The organism is Paracoccus marinus (assembly GCF_007018965.1).
Classification (GTDB): Bacteria; Pseudomonadota; Alphaproteobacteria; order Rhodobacterales; family Rhodobacteraceae; genus Paracoccus; species Paracoccus marinus.
Window position 1 is genome coordinate 1 of the sequence record NZ_VJYZ01000002.1, and the last position, 18,182, is coordinate 18,182.

The 18,182-nt window shown below is 61.5% G+C and carries 15 protein-coding genes; 14 read left to right on the forward strand and 1 reads right to left on the reverse strand.

The window, feature by feature from the left end:
• Window positions 1-112 precede the first annotated feature (112 nt).
• From FNF32_RS00610 to FNF32_RS00680, 14 genes are all read left to right on the forward strand, one after another.
• Complete coding sequence (locus FNF32_RS00610; RefSeq protein ID WP_131675211.1) at window positions 113-1,516, forward strand: 7-cyano-7-deazaguanine synthase; 1,404 nt, start codon at window positions 113-115, stop codon at window positions 1,514-1,516.
• A 202-nt stretch (window positions 1,517-1,718) separates the two neighbouring features.
• Window positions 1,719-1,937: a helix-turn-helix domain-containing protein gene (locus FNF32_RS00615; protein ID WP_131675210.1), complete on the forward strand. Its 219-nt coding sequence runs from the start codon at window positions 1,719-1,721 to the stop codon at window positions 1,935-1,937.
• On the forward strand, window positions 1,934-4,216 hold the full coding sequence (locus FNF32_RS00620) for a phage/plasmid primase, P4 family (RefSeq protein ID WP_131675209.1): 2,283 nt from the start codon (window positions 1,934-1,936) through the stop codon (window positions 4,214-4,216). The genes FNF32_RS00615 and FNF32_RS00620 overlap by 4 nt, the downstream gene beginning before the upstream one ends.
• Before the next feature lie 190 nt (window positions 4,217-4,406).
• Window positions 4,407-4,862: a DUF2924 domain-containing protein gene (locus FNF32_RS00630; protein ID WP_131675207.1), complete on the forward strand. Its 456-nt coding sequence runs from the start codon at window positions 4,407-4,409 to the stop codon at window positions 4,860-4,862.
• Window positions 4,859-6,184, forward strand: coding sequence for a recombinase family protein (locus FNF32_RS00635; RefSeq protein ID WP_143796432.1), 1,326 nt, complete (start codon window positions 4,859-4,861; stop codon window positions 6,182-6,184). The genes FNF32_RS00630 and FNF32_RS00635 overlap by 4 nt, the downstream gene beginning before the upstream one ends.
• Window positions 6,181-6,627, forward strand: coding sequence for a hypothetical protein (locus FNF32_RS00640; protein WP_246087620.1), 447 nt, complete (start codon window positions 6,181-6,183; stop codon window positions 6,625-6,627). Before FNF32_RS00635 ends, FNF32_RS00640 begins: the two co-directional genes overlap by 4 nt.
• A 264-nt stretch (window positions 6,628-6,891) precedes the next feature.
• On the forward strand, window positions 6,892-7,914 hold the full coding sequence (locus FNF32_RS00645; RefSeq protein ID WP_185961806.1) for a DNA cytosine methyltransferase: 1,023 nt from the start codon (window positions 6,892-6,894) through the stop codon (window positions 7,912-7,914).
• A 2-nt stretch (window positions 7,915-7,916) separates the two neighbouring features.
• Window positions 7,917-9,542 (forward strand): AAA family ATPase, encoded by a 1,626-nt coding sequence (locus FNF32_RS00650; RefSeq protein ID WP_143796433.1) that lies wholly within the window; start codon window positions 7,917-7,919, stop codon window positions 9,540-9,542.
• A 40-nt stretch (window positions 9,543-9,582) separates the two neighbouring features.
• Window positions 9,583-10,842, forward strand: a complete 1,260-nt coding sequence (locus FNF32_RS00655) for an LlaJI family restriction endonuclease (protein WP_185961807.1) — start codon at window positions 9,583-9,585, stop codon at window positions 10,840-10,842.
• Between the two features lie 99 nt (window positions 10,843-10,941).
• Window positions 10,942-12,339, forward strand: a complete 1,398-nt coding sequence (locus FNF32_RS00660; RefSeq protein WP_143796434.1) for a hypothetical protein — start codon at window positions 10,942-10,944, stop codon at window positions 12,337-12,339.
• 577 nt (window positions 12,340-12,916) lie between these two features.
• Window positions 12,917-14,929, forward strand: coding sequence for an AAA family ATPase (locus tag FNF32_RS00665; protein ID WP_131675201.1), 2,013 nt, complete (start codon window positions 12,917-12,919; stop codon window positions 14,927-14,929).
• 48 nt (window positions 14,930-14,977) lie between these two features.
• The gene (locus FNF32_RS00670) at window positions 14,978-15,922 is read left to right on the forward strand and encodes a helix-turn-helix transcriptional regulator (RefSeq protein WP_131675200.1); all 945 of its coding nucleotides are present in this window, start codon (window positions 14,978-14,980) and stop codon (window positions 15,920-15,922) included.
• 40 nt (window positions 15,923-15,962) lie between these two features.
• Window positions 15,963-16,709, forward strand: coding sequence for a hypothetical protein (locus tag FNF32_RS00675; protein ID WP_131675199.1), 747 nt, complete (start codon window positions 15,963-15,965; stop codon window positions 16,707-16,709).
• Complete coding sequence (locus FNF32_RS00680) at window positions 16,706-17,293, forward strand: hypothetical protein (RefSeq protein ID WP_131675198.1); 588 nt, start codon at window positions 16,706-16,708, stop codon at window positions 17,291-17,293. The genes FNF32_RS00675 and FNF32_RS00680 overlap by 4 nt, the downstream gene beginning before the upstream one ends.
• Before the next feature lie 96 nt (window positions 17,294-17,389).
• Here the strand turns inward: FNF32_RS00680 and FNF32_RS00685 are convergent, their stop codons facing one another.
• On the reverse strand, window positions 17,390-17,950 hold the full coding sequence (locus tag FNF32_RS00685) for a metallophosphoesterase family protein (protein ID WP_185961808.1): 561 nt from the start codon (window positions 17,948-17,950) through the stop codon (window positions 17,390-17,392).
• Window positions 17,951-18,182: the final 232 nt, after the last annotated feature.

An 18,182-nucleotide genomic window follows, 5' to 3' on the forward strand; every position in this document is an offset into this window, starting at 1 on the left:
CCAGAGCCCCATCGCCTTCGAGCGAAAGGCCCGCGAAGTGAGCTAAACGCTCTCCACAAAAGCCGGGCAAGTCCACTCGGGCGGGCTCGACTCCTTCGCCGGAGCGCTCGAGATGCTGAACACGAGCGACAAACATGTGGTTCTCGTCACCCATCGCTCATCGCAGAAGGCGGCGACGCGTCAGAGGAAACTCGGCGATTATCTCAGAAACCGCTTTCCCGGCAGGGTCCTGCAGATCCATGTCGCTGCCAACAGGGTCGGCGGCGAGGCCCGGGAAGCAACACAGAGGTCCCGCTCCTTCCTCTTCGCAGCGCTGGGCCAGGTCGTGGCGCGAATGTTCGGCGCGCATCAACAGAATTTCTTCGAGAACGGGATCATCGGGCACAACCTGTCGCTCTCGCCTCAGGTGGTGGGCACGATGGCCACGCGCACGACCCACCCGCTCGCGCTCCGGAAGCTCGAGCATCTGATGATGCTGGTGGGCGACGGGTCCGGCGCTGCGATCCGGAACCCCTACCAGTGGCTGACCAAGACCGATGTGGTGCGCCGCATCGCCGAGCACGACGCGGCCGACCAGATCCGACACGCCGTCAGCTGCACCAGCATCCGCGAGCAGAACACGCTGCACACGCATTGTGGCGCCTGCTCGCAATGCCTCGATCGCCGGTTCGCGATGCTCGCTGCAGGTCTCGCCGCCGAGGATCCCTCGGAGATGTATGGTACCGATGTTCTGTTCGGTCCGCGCGAGAAGGACCGGTCCCGGACGATGGCGCTCGAGTGGACCCGGCACGCTGTACGACTGGCGGGCATCGACGACCGCGCCTTCATGAGCACCTTCGGACAGGAGCTGATGCGCATCGCCGGCGGCTATCCGGACCAGCGCCGGGCCGACCTCATGCGCCGGATCCTCGACCTCCATCGACGGCATGGCGGGCTGGTCGTGGCGGTCCTTGAACGAGCCATCCGCGACAATGCTGATCGGCTGGCCCGTCACGAGCTCCCCGACAGCGCGCTTGTCAGGCTCCATGTCGCTGACGCTGCTGCCGTATCGCCGGTGCTCCCTGCCGATCCTCGCGCGACCCCGCAACGGCGACAGCCGCCGGCGCAGACTTCCGGCGATGCGCCCGATCTGGTCCCTGATCAGGATCGTCCGCTCGAGGTCACCTTCGGGATCGAGAACGGCCGTCACGTGATCAGCGTCCTGGGGCTCGGCCGCGTCGAGGGCGCGCCGGCGCGCACGGCTCACGAGCTCAGGTCCGAGTTCGACGAGGATCGTCAAGCTGGGCTTCCCCGCGCCGAACACAGGTATGTCCAGACGGGTGCGCTGGCGACCCGTCTGGAGACCAGCAAGGACGCCGTCGCGCAGCACGTCGGCCGCTGCCGGAAGGAACTGGCGCAGTACCATCAGCTCGTGTTTGGCAGCCCACCGCCGCGACACCTCCTGATCGAGAACAAACCGGGGCGCGGCTACCGTCTCGATCCCGACATCCGGATTCTCAGCCGCGAACCTCGGTGACCAGGAATACCCTCCAGCTGGCCGTCGCACCGGGCTTGTTATGCTGCGGCTGGTTGCTTGTCAGACCTTGCCACTTGCATCATCGTTTTGCTGAAGAAATCACTTTGATTTTGTCAGACCTGCATCAATCGTTGTCAGCCTCCCGCGAGTGAAAACGGGCGTCCTCTGGTCCACCATCAGGGTGTGATCAAGGAGGCCCACGATGGCGATCCCTGCAGCCAAGCCGGTCCATGAACCCGACGCCCTCCTGACGGAGCGCGCGCTCGCGAGCCGCTGGAAGATGTCGGTGCGCAGCCTGCAGCGCTGGCGCTCAAGTGGGACGGGTCCAGTCTGGATGCGGATCGGCGGCTGCATCCGTTACCGTTTCGAGGACATCCTCGCCTTCGAGCAGAGCTGCCGCGTGCCCGAGGCGACGCCATGACAGCGGATGCCCGCAGTCCCTGGATCGACCCTGGTGCCATCACCATGTTTACCGAGGTGGTGTTCGGCGGCCTGACCGGGTTCGTGCCGATCCGCATGCTGGCGGAGACCGGCACCCCGGACCAGAAGCCGCAGTCGAGGTTCATCGAGGTGCCGAAGCTGGCTGCGGCGCTGCCGGACCTTGCCAGTGGCGCAGCTCGAGCGGCCCGCGGCCTCTATGTGGTGCCCGGCACCGTCAGCAAACCCGGCTCCGCCCGTGCCCGGGACATCAGTGCGACGCAGGTTCTGCTCGTCGATATCGACAAGGGCGACGTTCCGCTCGCCCGAGAGCACCTTTTGCACCACCTCGGCGAGCCGAGCCTCGAGGTCGCCTCTGGTGGCCGCACCGACGGCGGAGACGCGAAGCTTCACCTGTACTGGCGGTTGAGCCAGCCCGCGACCGGCGATGATCTCGAGCGTGTCCGGGCGCTCCGGGAGACGGTGGCTCTGAAGGTTGGTGGCGACGACTCCTTCGCCAGCCTGCACCAGCCGATCCGGGTGCCCGGAAGCACCCACGGCAAGAACGCCAAGCTGAGCCCGGTTCGTCTGCTATCCTCGACTTCAGCGACGTACGCGCTCGATGATCTGGTGGCACGTGCCGCCGGGATGGCGCAGCTGGTCGACGTCGGCGCGACGTCCCCGCGCAAGAACCGGCCGTCCGCCGGCGAACTCATGACCCGCAAGACCCGCGCGGGCGGTGCCGACGATGTCACCCGCTTCGAGGCCTTGTCGCGAGTGATCGGACATTGGATTCGTCAGGCGCGGCAGGGCCAGTGCAGCCTGGATGAGGCACGACAGGCGGCTGTCGATTACAACACCGCGCTGATCGTCCCGCCATGGGACGCGTCCCGCCTCGAGCGCGAGTTCGATCGGCTGCTCGAGAAGGACATCCATCGACACGGCCCGTTCGGCGCCCCGGGTCTGCAGGCGCCGCCGCTCAGCGAGGACGCAATCGCCGCGGCGTTCGTCGCCCGCCACGCCGAGGATACCCGCTACTGCGCGGCACTCGGCGGCTGGATGTGGTGGTGCAGCACCCATTGGCAACGCGACGACCGCAGCCTCGTGCGGGAGTTCATGCGCCAGGTGTGCCGATCGGTGGCGAGCAGCGCCGACGCCAAGCCGATCGCCCGCCGCATCGCCAGCGACAGGACCGTCACTGCCGCACTGCGGCTCGCCGCCGCCGACCCGGCGATCTCCTCGACTGTCGGCGCATGGGACAACGCGCCCATGTGCCTCAACACCGCCGCCGGCCTCCTCGATCTCGAGACCGGCGAGATGCACGACCACGATCCCGCCCGCCTGCTAACCCAGGTTGCCGAGGCCTTACCCGGCGGATCGTGCCCGCGCTGGCTGCGGTTCCTCGACCGGATCACCGACGGTGATCGGGAGTTGCAGACCTATCTGCAGAGGGTGGCGGGCTACTGCCTCACCGGTTCCACGCGCGAGCAGGTGTTCTTCTTCTTTCATGGGACCGGCGCGAACGGGAAGTCGGTCTTTCTGCAGACCCTCTCGGCGGTGCTTGGCAACTATGCGGCGACCGCGGCACCGGGCACCTTCACGGCCAGCCGGAGCGATCGCCACCTCACCGAACTGGCCGGCCTGCGTGGAGCCCGGCTCGTGGTCGCCTTCGAGACCGAGTCGGGTCAGAGCTGGGCCGAGGGACGCATCAAGACGGTCACGGGCGGCGAGCCCATCCGCGCGAACTTCATGCATCGCGACCATTTCGAGTTCCGGCCACAGTTCAAGCTGATCGTCGCCGGCAACCATCGTCCTGCCCTCACCTCGGTGAACGAGGCGATCCGCCGCCGGCTGCACCTGGTGCCGTTCCCCGTCACCATCCCCGACGAGGATCGCGACCTGCTGCTCTCGGACCGCCTGCTCGAGGAACGCCACGGCATTCTAGCCTGGGCGATCGAGGGTTGTGCCGAGTGGCAGCGGCGCGGCCTTGCCCCGCCCCCGGCCATTACCGGAGCCAGCGCAGGCTACATCGCCGACGAGGACACCGTCGGCGAATGGATCGAGGAATGTTGCGTCACCGGACCCGGCTTCAAGGCTGCGGCGCGGACGCTCTACGCCAACTGGGTCGCCTGGGCCGAGGCCGCGGGGGCGACGAAGGGCTCGCAGAAGTCACTTGGCGAAGCGCTACGCGAACGCGGCTTCCAGCCTGCCAAGGTCGGTGGCGCGCGCGGGTGGCTCGGCATCACGCCGCGGCATTCGCAGCCGCAGCGGGAGGCAGTCTAATGAACCCGCTGCATCCCCGCCACCTTCGGCCGCTTGAACGCCGGGCGGAACTCTGCCGCCTCCTGGCGCTCGGGCTGATCCGGTTGCGGATGAAGAAACGAGGCGAAGTATCTGATGAGACTGGAGAAAGCTACCTACACTATCCGCCCGACCAATGCCGTCATGCAACTCCAGCTCACTGGAGAACTGCATGAACAAGCCCGATCCCATCCCCGCGCGCCTGGCCGCGCTGAAGACCACGCCGACGCCCGACCTGAAGCAACAGTGGCGCGAGTTGTTCGACAGCGAGCCGCCGCCGTTCAACCGCCGCTACCTCGAAAGCCGGCTGGCCTATCGCATCCAGGAACTCGCCTATGGCGGGCTGAAGCCGGAGACGATCCGGCGCCTTGAGCGGCTCGGCGAGGAACTGGACGGCGGCGACAGGAAGAAGCGCGGCATGCGCGCCGACCGTGACCGCCCGATCACGGGAACGCGGCTGCTGCGAGAATGGCAGGGCGTCGAGCAGATCGTCACCGTAACTGCCGACGGCTTCGAATGGCAGGGGCGGCCCTACAAGTCGCTGTCCGCCATCGCACGGGCCATCACCGGCACGCGCTGGAACGGCTGGGTGTTCTTCGGGCTTAAGAATCACAGGGGGCGGACATGACGAAGCCGCCCGAAAAAACGAAGGTCGTTCGCAAGCTGCGGTGTGCAATCTACACCCGCAAATCCTCAGAGGAAGGACTGGAGCAGGAGTTCAACAGCCTCCACGCCCAGCGCGAGGCATGCGAGGCTTACATCGCCAGCCAGCGGTCTGAGGGCTGGGTGCTGGTCCGCGATCAGTATGACGACGGCGGCATCTCCGGCGGCACGCTGGAACGCCCCGGCCTGCAGCGGCTGCTGGAGGACATCGAGGACGGGCTGGTCGACGTGGTAGTCGTCTACAAGATCGACCGCCTCAGCCGCTCGCTGGCCGACTTCGCCAAGCTGGTCGAGGTGTTCGACCGGAACGGCGTGACGTTCGTCTCCGTCACCCAGTCGTTCAACACGACCACCTCCATGGGGCGGCTGACGCTGAACATCCTGCTCTCCTTCGCCCAGTTCGAACGCGAGGTGACCGCCGAGCGGATCCGCGACAAGGTCGCTGCCAGCCGGAAGAAGGGGATGTGGATGGGTGGGGTGCCGCCCTTCGGCTACCGCGTCGAGAATCGAAAGCTGGTGGTCGACGAAGAAACCGCCGCGCATGTCCGCTGGATCTTCACCACCTTCCTCGAGATTGGGTCTTGTACGGAACTGGCGCGGGAGGTCGGCACGCGCGGCCTCCGCACGCCGCGCGGCAACCAGATCGACAAGAAGTATCTTTACCGGATGCTCAACAACCGCGCCTACATCGGCGAGGCAGTCCACAAGGGCGAAAGCTATCCCGGCGAGCACGACGCGATCATCGACCGCGCGACATGGGACCGGGTCCACGCCATCCTGCAGGAGAGCCCTCGCAAGCGCGCGGCACGCACCCGCGCCGAGACGCCCGCGCTGCTCAAAGGGCTGCTCTACGGCCCCGACGGTGCAGCTTTCTCGCCGACCCATACCCGCAAGGGCGACAGGCTCTACCGCTACTACGTCAGCCAGACAGTGCTGAAGCACGGTGCCGGGTCATGCCCCGTGGGCCGCGTGCCAGCAGGGGAGATCGAGGCCGCGGTCATCGACCAACTCCGTGCCGTATTCCGCCAGCCGGAGATCGTGGCGGGGACGTGGAAAGCTGCACGCGTCCGCGCCGACGACGTCTCCGAAGCCGACGCCCGTGCGGCTCTGCAGCAGTTCGATCCGCTTTGGGACGAACTTTTCCCCGCCGAGCAGGCCCGCATCGTGGCGCTGCTGGTCGAGCGGGTGGACATCGGCACGGATGGGCTCAACGTCCGGCTCCGGATCGATGGCCTTGGCGACCTCGCGCGCGAGATGCAGGCCAGCGATATCGGAGAAGCTGCATGACCCGCGCGACGTCGATCCCCGAGACGGTGACGCTCCATGTCCCGTTCCGTATCGTGAAGCGTGGCGGGCGGAAGGAGATGCAGCTCCCCGAAGGCGCCACGCAATCGCAGCGGACTGACAACACGCTGGTCAAGGCGCTGGCCCGCGCGTTCCGGTGGAAGCGCATGCTGGAGTCAGGGGAGTTCGCCACCATTGCCGAACTGGCCGAGCGCGAAGGGATCGCACCGTCCTACATGACCCGCGTCCTGCGGCTGACCTTGCTCGCGCCCGACATCGTCGAGGCGATCCTGGACGGGAAGCAGGGGCCGGAGGTAACGCTGGCGCGGATGATGGAGCCGTTTCCGGCAAACTGGAGCACCTACGGCTGGGCCGACGCCGAGCAGAACCTTTGTGGCGCTGCCGCCCCACGACGAGAACCATCTCTCTACCAAACGGCTGACTGAACCTATACAGCACCGACGGCTTCGACATGGATGAAGGCCCTCAGCGAACGAGCGCGGCAGCCTCTAGATGTGGTAGTTTCTTGCTGCATCGCCCACGATATGCGTCCAGGGTGAGGAAGATGATAAGTATGAGTCTTCTTCCACGGGAGTGCGATTCGTGAAAATCGGGGGCAGCCCTTGCATCAAGGCGATGAACACATCAGACAAAACAAGAGCCTCCGGCACCAAGGACGGCAATAGAGGAGCAGAACATTGGTCAAATGCGTGAGTATCTTTTCAGGGGCCGGCGGTCTGGACATCGGAGCGATCAATGCCGGTGCGCAAATTGTCGTCTGCGTTGAGAACGATCCCGACGCTGCCCAAACTCTGCGACTCAATAATATTGGCGGCCATCAATCGGCGGTTTTGGAAAAGAGCGTAGAAACGGTCGACTTCACGCACTGGCGAGACGACTCGGAGACCATCCTTATTGGCGGCCCACCGTGCCAACCCTTTTCAAAGAATGGATATTGGGTCAAAAACGACAACCGTCTTATTGCGGGGGATCCTCGCAACATGCTCGGGCAGTACCTCCGTGCGGTTAGCGAACTGCAGCCGACAGGGTTCCTATTTGAAAACGTCGAGAGCATAAGACATCCGACAAATATAGCTGTGTTTGAGCGTTTTCTGCACGACGCGGAGGCTATGGGTTACGCGTGCACAGTATATCGCGCAAATTCTGCCGATTTCGGCGTCCCGCAAAAGAGGAAGCGGGTGTTTGTATTCGGAATTCGGGGAGCCAAGAATCCTATCCCGCATCCACACAAAACGCACAGCGACCCGGGAAAGCCGGAACTTATGAACGGCTTCGCTCCTCATGTCGGAGTCGGATCGTTCATAAAAAAATACTCCAGTCAGCGATACGCAGAGCCTCAAGAGGATGCCTCTAACGGCACATATTATCATGAACTCATCCACGTTCCGGCAGGAAAGAATTACATCGCTCTTTCCGGACTAGACAATTACAGCGGACGCACCTTTCGGGCAGGAGGGCGCTTCTGGAACTTTCTGCAGAAGCTTCATCCAGAAGAGCCAGCAATCACGATTGCTGCTCAGCCGGGCCCATGGGTCGGTCCGTTCCACTGGGACAATCGTCGCCTTCGCGTTCCCGAGGTCGCGGCAATCCAGACATTTCCAGACGACTATAAGTTTGCGGGCAACCGACGATCGATCCAGAAGCAGATCGGAAATGCCGTACCGTGCCTATTGGGCGAGGTGATGGTCCGCCACCTGCTTGAGAAGCTGTAAACATGGCAAAGATTAGTAAGCAAGCAACTGCGGATGGGCAGATCGTTGATGACTATGACCCCAGCCACCCGACAATGCAGCAACGAGAAGACGTACTGCGAGACGGCTTTTCAGCGCGGGGCTGGTCAATTACCAACATGGCCTCAGACGAACAGAAAAAGCTGACAGTTATGGAGGTTGCGTGCGGCAATCGATCATACAAACTAAATGTGTTTGTTTTTCCGAACCTTGCCTATGCAAGCCGACATGTAGAGGAGAAACGTATTCAGCTCAGCCGCGACTATGCTGAACACAAGCGCGAGTTTGAATTGCCAAACACGGGACCGGAGCGGTGTCTGCTGCTCGGCATGTATATTCGTGACGGCAAGACGGTGGTCTCGGCCTGGGATGCAAGCGCCTATCGTGATCACAAGCAGCCCAGCAGTTGCTATGTGCGTGTACCGGCATTGGCAGACGCTATGCGGAATGGTTTTGGCCAGTCCATAGACGGTAAGGATCGGCTGGTTTGTTGCTTTCAACCCGACCTTCTCGCGTACTACCTTGAGAATATGCGCGATCTTCATGATCGCGTCGTGGTGGATCAGAACTTAATCAAAAAGTCGCTTGACGGTGAACCCCAGGAGATAGCAACGAGCAAAGAAGGGCAGCCTACCGACACGTTGGGCGCGCCCCCTAACCCAATTGCGGCCGAACTTCCTCGCAACCGTATCCTTTACGGTGCGCCCGGCACCGGAAAGAGCCATAAACTCGATGTCGAGGTTGGAACCTACTTCGGCGCTGACGAATTGAATGAGCGTGTAACGTTCCACCCGGATTATACTTACGGCCAGTTTGTGGGAGCATACCGACCGGTTCCGATCTATCGCGAAGGAACCGTCCCGCTTTTGGCGGCTGACAGGGTTACTGATGCTGGAAAATTTGAGCCGCTGATAGATTATGCTTTCGCGCCCGGCCCATTTCTTCGCCTGCTCGTTCGCGCATTAAAGAACCCCGAACATAATTTCGTGCTAATTATCGAAGAACTGAATCGCGCAAACGCGCCAGCTGTTTTCGGTGAAGTATTCCAGCTCCTCGACCGCGACAATGGCGGAAATGGCAAGTTCCCAGTAGTGATGCCAACTGAAGCATGCGACTATCTTCGCTCTCACGGCTTGCCCGTGTCGGTGCGCCTTCCAGCGAACCTTTACTTATGGGCGACCATGAACAGTGCCGACCAGGGCGTCATGCCCTTAGACGCCGCCTTCAAGCGTCGCTGGACTTTCGAATATGTCGCTTTGAATGCGTCCGAAGATGTAACCGCAAGTTGGATGGTTCACTTGAACTTCCTAGGAGGAAGCGTGCCATGGAATGTCTTTCGAGCGGCAATAAATGATCACCTTCGGAAAAGAGATATTCCTGAAGATCGACTTCTCGGACCATTTTTTATGCGCGAGGAGGAACTGACGAACGCCCAATCCTTTAAAAACAAGCTACTTCTGTATCTGCGTGATGACGTGGTGCGGCACAATCCTGAGGCGCTATTCAGGGGTTCTTCGCTGAGTTACGGCGCACTCGCGGATGCGTATGATAGGGGCGAGCAAATTTTTGCCGAGGGGATGCAGTTCGGTGCGGTCGACAAGGCGATTTGAAGTCCTAACCGAAGAAGAGGTGCTGCCTCCTGCACGGCTTATGGAACTGTTTCCTGATCCGGAAATGAGGAGAACGCTGATCCAGAACGGGGTGCTTACTCCGGATAAAAACGGAGCGTTACGCGTGCGTTTCGTTGGTGTCGCTGTCGCTGGTGGTTGCTCAATCCAAATATTGCCGAAGATTTTTTCTGCGTCGCAAGGTAGTGTCACATCCACCATGCGCCAGGTCGTTCGCGCTTTGCGCCGATATGCACGTTGGCAGCCGCAGCACAGAGACGAGGCGCCATTTCTTGACCCTATGGCGGCTCATACTGAACTTAATGCGCTCGCACTCGCCGACTGGCTCATTCGAGACTACCACAACGTCGGGATTTATCGTCGTCTCCGCGAGCGGGAGGTATTCGGCGGAAATGGGCAAGTCAACTGGCGCCGTACAATTGAGCGCACTGTACCCGTGTTGTCTTCGGGGCGCCCGGTATACGTTGAGACCATCTCGCGGTCGGCCACGAGGGACCATGATTACTTCGTAAGTCGGCTTCATCGGCAGATCGTTGAGACCGCCGCGCGCACATTCGGACACCTTCTAGGCTTCGGACCTCTCAACCTTGACCATGAGCCATACGAACCTTTCGGCGAAATGCCGGCGCTTTCACTCTGTCAGGTACGCGTTAGGCAGGAGATGCAGGACGCGTTCTCTGATCGAGCAATGCAGCTTTTGCCGATGCTGCTCGCGTGGTTGGTCGCGATCGACAAGGCCGAGAATGCCGACCTTGCCCTATATGGCACGAACGCGTTCTATGATGTTTGGGAGAAGGTTTGCGCGCAAGCGCTAGGAAATGAGCGCGACCAATGGCAGGGGTACATACCCCGTCCGACGTGGTGTTCCACAGAAGGGCACGAGCAAGCGGCCGATACCTTCCAGCCGGATATAGTTACTCGTATCAAGGACGGTGCGGTTCAGCATCTGGTTATAGCCGACGCCAAATACTATCGGTTGTCCATGCCGCCGTATCTTCAAGGCCAGCCAGGCGTGAACGATGTCGCCAAGCAACTCTGGTATGAGCGATGCCTTGTCGGTGCCGCGCGCGACCGTGGCCTTTCTCGGGTATACAACATCTTCGTTGTTCCAGGCCCCGAGCGCGAGGAGGGCTTCTGGTGGGACGGCCAAGTTGATCTTCCCGGGCTACCCGAGACGACGGTGAAGGTGATGCGGCTGTCCGCCTTGCAGGCACTCGTTCGCTATGGCGATGGAGTTCCCCACGACGCAGGCCACATCAGGGCTGTCGTGATGGCGGCATAGTATGGTGCGCGACAGAAGGTTTGCCTTGAACAAAAAGAGAACATGTGCCACTCACTGCGTAGCGTTTGCGGATGAGAGCGGCGAAAACAGGAAAAGATGATGGACGGATCGACGCCCGCACAGTGGATTTCTCGGCATGACCAAGACGGGTGGCTCGGCGCGATCGACCGGGCAATCTTGGCGGCGGAGGCGGCGGAACTTGAACTGTCTCGCCATGGCGGCAATGATCCGTCGCAGCAGCGCAAGGCAAGTGGATCCTACTACACGCCTTCCGACGTGGCAGGCCACTTCTGGGACCTGTTCTTCCGGCTCCACCGTATCCGAGACCTGCGTTCGCTTCTTGCTTTCGTGGCTACCTCGGACCTTGTGGAGCCATCGGCTGGCTCCGGGATGTTTGTGTTCAGCTTTCTTCGGAAAGCGGCGCAGCTAGGGGCTACCCCAGAGAGCCTCGCTGGCGTGCGCTTTCACGTCGTGGACATCAACCTGGCAGCGTTGCGGTTCTTCTCTGAGCGATTGCGCGAGGTTGAGGATGCGGCAGGTGTACGCTTTGACGGTATCCGCCTGGTTCAAAGCGATTTTCTCGCGTGGGCGAAGACGGGCACCACCACAAATGTCATTTTCGCGGGGAACCCACCGTTCGTCACCAACCCGCGCGGTTCCCGCTGGAAAAATCTGTATGCAGACTTCTTGGAGGCGATGCTGACGTACGAGGATTTGAAGGGTGTGAGTTTGATCCTCCCTCTCTCGATATGCTTCAGTCGCGACTATTCCGACCTGCGAGTCCTAATCCGGTCGGCCGGGATGGGCATCAGCGCATCCAGCTACGACAACATCCCCGACTGCCTCTTCAAAGCCGGTAAGCCAGACAGCACCAATACGAACCGGGCGAATAGTCAACGTTGCACAATACTAAATCTTGGAGGCCCTGATCCGTCGGTCCGGGAGGCGTCCCCCCTGCAAAGATGGCCTGCAGCAGAACGTGCCTCGATACTATCTAGCACACCCGTATTCCGCGCTTTCAGCGACCGTGATGCCAGCGGACAAATACCTAGGCCCGCGTCGGAGACGCTAGTCGACTATATGCGCGGAACGGCTGGTGCGCGCCCACTTCGTACGTTTTTGTCCAACGCAGGACGCGTGGCATTTGCGGTTGGGGGCGTCGCGCGCAACTACATCGGCATTAGGGACCATAACGTCGCTACGCCCGGCAGCATCCCAATCAAGGTTGCATCCGGCGATGCAGGTGCACTGGTCCTGCAGGTTCTTTCCTCCAAGATCTTCTTTGACTACTGGCAAACCTACGGAGATGGGTTTCATGTAACCGTTAATCTTATTGAACGGTTTCCCGTGACGTCTGCGTTGGAAGAAGATTGCATGCGCAACCGAGACAGGACCCGCAAAGTTTGGGCCGATCGTGCCGCCTACGCGAAAGAGAAGCTCAACTCGGGTCGGGTCGTTCGCTCCTACGATTTCCGTGCAGCGTTCGAAGAGGCGTAAGCAAGTTGTACTCAGGAGAGGCTGGTCATTTCGTTGGCATGGTCAAGAAGCCTCCATCGACGTCCTGGTATAGAGGCCAACCTCGCCGGTTGGCCTCGTGGTCGAACCCTTAATCCGATTTCAGTTCCTTTTGGTGAACGCCCCTGAAATCGACGTGTTCAGCGGGACGCCTCGTAAAACGCTGTTTTATCAAGTGCTTGCCGAAAATTCACCGAAATGGCGCAGGCAACAGGTCCGGAGAATATCGCCCCTGAGAGACCGCTTTCGGGCCTGCTGGCGCAGAGGCCAGTGCTCAGCCGCACCCGCATAACCCTCGAAAACAACGGAAAAATCCGGCCGGAGCCGGATGGGGAGAACGCTTTCGCGAGGGCAAGTGGCGGAGGGAAAGGTCCTGACGTCTAACCTTCTCTGGACTAGATAATTGATTGTTAACAGAATTTCTGCTGACATCAGGTGCTTCTGCCGCAAATCCACTGCGATCCCGCCGCATTCACGCGGTCACCAGATTCGAACGACTGAAGACGTCCGAATCTGACGTAAGCACAGCTTATCTTCTCTTCATCAACGGAGAGAATGGATGACTACCGAAAAGTACCTCGCCCTCGAACTCGTCGCCGCCCTCGCCGATCGCTTCGGCCCCGGAAGCAAGGTGGCCAAGGAGGTGCCGGGCTGGATCGAATACCTGACCGACGTCGAATGCCCTGAACGGCCGCGGAACCGGCCAGGAGCCGCCTGGTGGGGGAGAGTACGCGGAATGCTGGAGGACGTGCGCGGCGGTGATGACGCCTGCGAGGAAAACCTCGTCCGGATCAACGCGGCGCGCCTCGGGCAGCATTTCGGCCTGACCGGTGTGGAGGCGCGGATCCTCGAGTTCTTCGCCAGCTATCACAGCTTCGACATGTTCGAGCATGTGGTCGACCGGGCACTACAGACGCAGGACGTGACCCTGCCGTTCCTCATCGCCCAGTTCGCCGGTACCGATTACACTGCCGTCCGTGCGGCGCTTCGGCCCGATGGCCGGCTGCGGACTTCGGGGCTCTTGCAGAACGACGGGCGCAGATGGTCGCGCCAGACCATCCCCTACACCGTATCGGATCGCCTCGCCGGTGCGCTGAGGACCAACTTCGGCGATATCGAGGAACTCGTCGCGCTCCTGTTCCCGCCCGCCCCGCCGCCCGAAGCGGAATGGGGAGACTTCACGGGGATGGGCGACAATGCGGAAATCATGCGCAAACTCCTGCAGAAGGCCCTTGCCGAGGGCACGCCCGGGGTGAACATCCTGCTCTACGGGCCACCGGGGACGGGCAAGACCGAGTTCTGCAAGGTTCTGGCCCGTGAACTTGGCGCCAGTCTGCGGGCAGTCGGCGAAGCAGATGACAGTGGTGAAGAACCGTCGCGGGGCGAGCGACTGGCCGAACTGGGCATCGCGGGCCGGATGCTCGCGTCGCGGCGCGACACAGTGCTCTTGCTGGATGAGATGGAGGATCTCTTCGGGGGCGCCGTCAGCTTTCCCTTCTCACGGCCGCAGCACACGTCGAAGGTCTTTGCCAATCGGCTCCTGGAAACCAATCCGGTCCCGACCTTGTGGACTACCAATTCGGTCGAGGCCTGCGATCCGGCTTTTCTGCGCAGGATGACCTTCTCGGCCGAGATGCGCCCGCCCGCAGGACCGATCCGCAAACGGATATGGCAGCGCCTCGCGGATCGGCATGTCCAGACCGAGGATGCCGCGGCGATCACGGCTCTGGCGGAAGTCCATGACCACGCCCCCGCGCTGGTGGCAGACGCAATGCGGGTCGTGCGGGCCTGCTGCGGGGGGATCGTCACCTTCGAGCAGGTTCTGGGTGCTTCGGCCAAGCTGACCAATGGCGGTGTCGCGCCGCCGCCCCGACACCACTCCGAGGCCTCGTGGGTTCCAGCACTGGCAAACACCGATACCAACCTGACCCTGCTGGAAGCGCGACTGGACGCCACCCCCAAACCGCTGCGGCTGTCCTTCTGCCTCGACGGTCCGGCCGGAACGGGCAAGAGCGCCTGGGCCCGCCACCTTGCGCGGCAGCTGGGCCTGCCGGTGATCGAGAAGCGAGCCTCGGACCTCTTGTCGATGTGGGTCGGTGGCACCGAGAAGGCCATCGCCCGCGCCTTTGCCGATGCCCGGGCCGAGGGCGCGCTGCTGATCTTCGACGAGGCCGACAGCCTGCTGGCCGACCGTCGCAATGCCGCGCATCAGTGGGAGGTGAGCCAAGTCAACGAGATGCTGACCTGGATGGAGAGCCACCCCCTCCCATTCGTCTGCACGACAAACCTGGTGGAAAACCTTGATCCGGCCACGCAGCGCCGCTTCACCTTCCGCATTCGGTTCGACTGGCTGCGCCCCGATCAGCTGGCGGTGGCCTGGCGCGCGCATTTCAAGCCGCCGGTGCCTGAAGAACTCACAGCGCTCGATCGCCTCGCGCCCGGCGACTTCGCCAATGTCGCGCGCAGGATGCGGGCGCTCGGCCAAAACGATGCGCCGTCGATCCTGGTCGAGCTGCGGCGTGAATCCGAGGCGAAGGAGGGCAAGGCGCGGCCCATCGGCTTCGGCCGTTGACGGCCTGCGCATCCGCAAGGAATATGGCGGCGAAAGACGAGAGGCAAGATGCGCTACTCACGCCAGGAAGACCTTCTCAAACTGGCCCTGATGATGCAGGGATCGGCTGAAGGGCTTTCTATCGGTGATATCGAGCGCGCCTTTGACGTCTCCCGCCGCACAGCGGAGCGGATGCGCGATGCCGTGCTGCGCGCCTATCCGCAACTCGAGGAACGCTCGGGCCCCAATGGGCAGAAGTACTGGCGCTTCCCGACCGGCACCTTGGGACGGATGGAGGAACCGACTCTCCACGAACTGACCGCGGGTCATCGCGCGGTCAGCCTTGCCCGGCGCGAGGGCGATCTTGCCACGGCTGAAACGCTGGAGCATTTGCTGGCCAAGGTGCAGGCGATGTTTCGCGCCGACCGCCGCCGCCGCGTCGCCGCCGATCTCGAGGCGCAGCTGCTGGCTGATGGCGTCGCTTTCCGCCCCGGCCCGCGCGAGCGCATCGCGCCCGAAATCCTGTCCACCTTGCACGACGCGATCCTTGCCGGGGTGATGATTTTGGCCGACCACCGCGCCCGAGCTTCGGGCAAGCTCTCGCGAAACACCCGCCTTGGCCCGATCGCCATGCTGTTCGGCGAAGGGCGACAGTATCTGCTCGCCTGGAGCGAATATCAGGACGACCTGCGCCTGTTCGCCTTGGCCGGGTTCGAGCGGATCGGGCTGGAGGATGACGTCTTTGAACGCCCAGAAGGGTTCGATCTGCAGGATTGGCTGGCCGAAAGCTTCGGCATCTGGCGCGAGGATCCCCAGGACGTGGAATGGCGGTTCCTGCCCGACGTGGCAGACGAGGCGGCGACCTATGTCTTCCACCCCAGGCAAGCAACGGAGCGGCGGGAGGATGGCTCACTGGTCGTGCGGTTCCGGGCCGGTGGGCGGCAAGAAATGGAATGGTACCTGGCGCGGTGGGGGGGTGGAGTAGAGGTTGTTTCGAAAAGGAGGTCTCAATGATGTGTGACCAAAGATATCAAGCATAAGGGTGAGATAATAAATGCTTCATGCGATAAATGCAAAAAAAGCCAGGCTTGATCGTGTGATCGACGGGATTGGAAAACAGCCCCGCGAAAACTTGATAACATCGGCTCTGTTTGGCACGATCGAGTTTCTTTCTGCGCCAGCACAGAAACTGGCACTGCGGGCGCTGATTGGATTGGAGCTGCCTGGAAATGCTGAAATCTTTCTTTGGCCATATCTGAGGCACCTGAAAGAAAATGCAGAGCCGGATGTGGTCCTGCGAGTCAGTACCGAGCGTGGTCCTGTCTATTGGGTCGTCGAAGTGAAATGGGGAGCGCCCTTCGGGAATGAACAGATCGGTCGAGAAATCCGAACTCTTCGTGACGGCGAATGTTACCGGGGCGGCTTGCCCGCCGAATATCGCAAAGTGATCGGCTATGTGCTGCTTGGAGCAGAGACGAAGCATGCGGAGGCCATGCAGGAAGCCGAAGGAGAGCTACCCGATCTCTCATTCCACAGCGTGACATGGCCAGAGGCAACGAATCGGTTGCGTCGGCTCGCTGCCGAAAGCTGCGGCGATTCCGGGCTGGCCGCATGGGCTAGGACAGCAGGAGATTTTCTCAGGGGCACTCCGAGGGGAAGTGTGCTGGTGCCATGGCCTCCTGATATCATGATGCCACGCGCCGAGAGCTTCACTTTCGCAGCAGGTAGGCAGTTCGATTTCAAAAATTCGGTCGGATCAGTGACCGCGGCGCAATCCAACTTTACTAAGAGGGACATATGACCGCTGATGAAGCCATCTGGCAATCCGCTCAAAATCTACTGAGATCGTCCGATAATCTCGACAAACTCTGGAAGGCATTCGATGTGATCGAATGCAAGGAGAAGCAGCTCGTTATAGAATATGGTGATGCAGGCTCTGAAAATAGTGGATGGATATATCCTGTCTGGGAAGCTTATTACAAGGTCAGACAGGCGCCGAACGGGAATATGAAAGATACTGGCTGGATTACTCTGGCCATCCAGCTCACCTGCGAGGTTGGAGTTGAAGGCGACTGGCAACACGGGAAACGCGCCAAGGTTCTGGCGGGGTATGCGCCGTTCAAAAGTTTAGATCACGCATGGGGATTTGATACTGAAGACCCCAACTCGTCAGGCTATTGCGAAGAATGTATTACTGACGAGTATCGTTGGCTTCATTCAGACGAAGCAAGCTGGTTCTTCGCGGTTCCCCTTGACGTTCTGACCAGCACAGATGCCGTGGAAGCGTATATTGCCAAGCCTATGCAACGGATTGTACAAGGCGAAGATCCAAACGTGGTCCTCCGGGAGATACGCGAAAATCTGTGCCTGCCACCGCGCCCTTGATCCATCGCAGCCGGATCGGGACGTGAGCACCTGATCCGGCCATCTTGCGCTGATTTCGCCGCGCCCGTGCCCATCACGGCGGCCGGAAAACTCGGATCAATCGGCGACTGACCCAGCACCCTCAGCCGCCTCATGCAAGCTGGAAGGCGACAACAGCATGGCGTCCAGTTCAGCTTGATCCGCGCTGACAGGGGTAAAATTCCACTGATCGACACCGACATTCACCTGGCCCCGGGCGCCGCGCCAGCGGGTGTGGACATGGCCGAAAAGCTGGATCGCCCCGGCCCGCGCACCGTTCCATGTGACCAGTGGATAGTGACACAGGACAAAGCGGCGATCTCCGATGTCGAGTTCGACCAGATCATGAACCGATGCCCAAGGCAGCGCTTGAGCCAGCCAGTCCGGATCGTGGTTGCCGCGCACCAGATGTTTTCGCCCGGGCAGCGCGCCAAAGGCTGCTTGCGCAGCCCTGCGTCCGGCTTCGGTCTCGCAAGCGGCGAAATCGCCGATGATCCACAGATCATCATCGGCTCCGACAATGCCGGCACGGGTGATCATCGCGGCATCCATCGCCTCGACCGAGGCAAAGGGCCGGCCAAAGAAGCGCCGCACCGGGTCGTCCGTGAAATGCGTATCGGCGGTAAAGAAATGGGTCATGTGTGATCTTGCTGGCGGGGGCGGGGTGGCTCTGGCACGGTCATCGTGCCTTGAAGTCATTGATGTGCCAAGCTGGGGTTTGCAACGATCCAGTTTGGGAGGTGGCCGTGATCGGTGATCACCATGATTGTGTATGAGATGGTGAAGACAGTACTTGGACTTGCCCGGAAAATGTGGAGAGCACCAACTGAGGAACCAGGAGGTGTTCTATGGGAAACGGGAACAGGCCGAC

Coding starts and splice junctions, on each gene's coding strand:
- FNF32_RS00610 (WP_131675211.1), top strand. CDS start 113: ATGCTGAACACGAGCGACAAACATGTGGTTCTCGTCACCCATCGCTCA.
- FNF32_RS00615 (WP_131675210.1), top strand. CDS start 1,719: ATGGCGATCCCTGCAGCCAAGCCGGTCCATGAACCCGACGCCCTCCTG.
- FNF32_RS00620 (WP_131675209.1), top strand. CDS start 1,934: ATGACAGCGGATGCCCGCAGTCCCTGGATCGACCCTGGTGCCATCACC.
- FNF32_RS00630 (WP_131675207.1), top strand. CDS start 4,407: ATGAACAAGCCCGATCCCATCCCCGCGCGCCTGGCCGCGCTGAAGACC.
- FNF32_RS00635 (WP_143796432.1), top strand. CDS start 4,859: ATGACGAAGCCGCCCGAAAAAACGAAGGTCGTTCGCAAGCTGCGGTGT.
- FNF32_RS00640 (WP_246087620.1), top strand. CDS start 6,181: ATGACCCGCGCGACGTCGATCCCCGAGACGGTGACGCTCCATGTCCCG.
- FNF32_RS00650 (WP_143796433.1), top strand. CDS start 7,917: ATGGCAAAGATTAGTAAGCAAGCAACTGCGGATGGGCAGATCGTTGAT.
- FNF32_RS00655 (WP_185961807.1), top strand. CDS start 9,583: ATGGAACTGTTTCCTGATCCGGAAATGAGGAGAACGCTGATCCAGAAC.
- FNF32_RS00660 (WP_143796434.1), top strand. CDS start 10,942: ATGGACGGATCGACGCCCGCACAGTGGATTTCTCGGCATGACCAAGAC.
- FNF32_RS00665 (WP_131675201.1), top strand. CDS start 12,917: ATGACTACCGAAAAGTACCTCGCCCTCGAACTCGTCGCCGCCCTCGCC.
- FNF32_RS00670 (WP_131675200.1), top strand. CDS start 14,978: ATGCGCTACTCACGCCAGGAAGACCTTCTCAAACTGGCCCTGATGATG.
- FNF32_RS00675 (WP_131675199.1), top strand. CDS start 15,963: ATGCTTCATGCGATAAATGCAAAAAAAGCCAGGCTTGATCGTGTGATC.
- FNF32_RS00680 (WP_131675198.1), top strand. CDS start 16,706: ATGACCGCTGATGAAGCCATCTGGCAATCCGCTCAAAATCTACTGAGA.
- FNF32_RS00685 (WP_185961808.1), bottom strand. CDS start 17,950: ATGACCCATTTCTTTACCGCCGATACGCATTTCACGGACGACCCGGTG.